Here is a 294-nt window from a genome sequence, read left to right as displayed (position 1 = left end):
ACTTTCACACTGGTTGCAGCACTATCATCGGCGTAGAGTCGTTTCACGGTCCTGTTCGGGATGGGAAGGGGTGGGACCGACTTACTATGGTCATCAAGCTTTGACTTGTGTGCTCTGGCGCCGCCAACTGGGCACCACAGCGAATCTGGGAGAAGTAAAGTTTTGTATTGGGGTAGCACCACTCATCATCAGAGTAAATGCGTATAACCGTCAAGGTTATAGGGACAAGCCGTACGGGCAATTAGTATCAGTTAGCTTAATGCATTACTGCACTTCCACACCTGACCTATCAAC

General features: G+C 49.3%; 2 rRNA genes. Both read right to left on the bottom strand.

From position 1 onward, the window contains the following. Positions 1-98: ribosomal RNA gene (gene rrf, locus GTP69_RS30940) — 5S ribosomal RNA — on the bottom strand; the annotation flags it as partial. A gap of 122 nt (positions 99-220) precedes the next feature. Next, a 23S ribosomal RNA gene (locus GTP69_RS30935) occupies positions 221-294 on the bottom strand; the annotation flags it as partial.

It is taken from the genome of Duganella levis (assembly GCF_009857605.1).
In the GTDB taxonomy this organism is placed as follows: Bacteria; Pseudomonadota; Gammaproteobacteria; order Burkholderiales; family Burkholderiaceae_D; genus Rugamonas; species Rugamonas levis.
The sequence above is the reverse complement of the archived record's forward strand: the minus strand, read 5'-3'. Positions and strand labels throughout refer to the sequence as shown.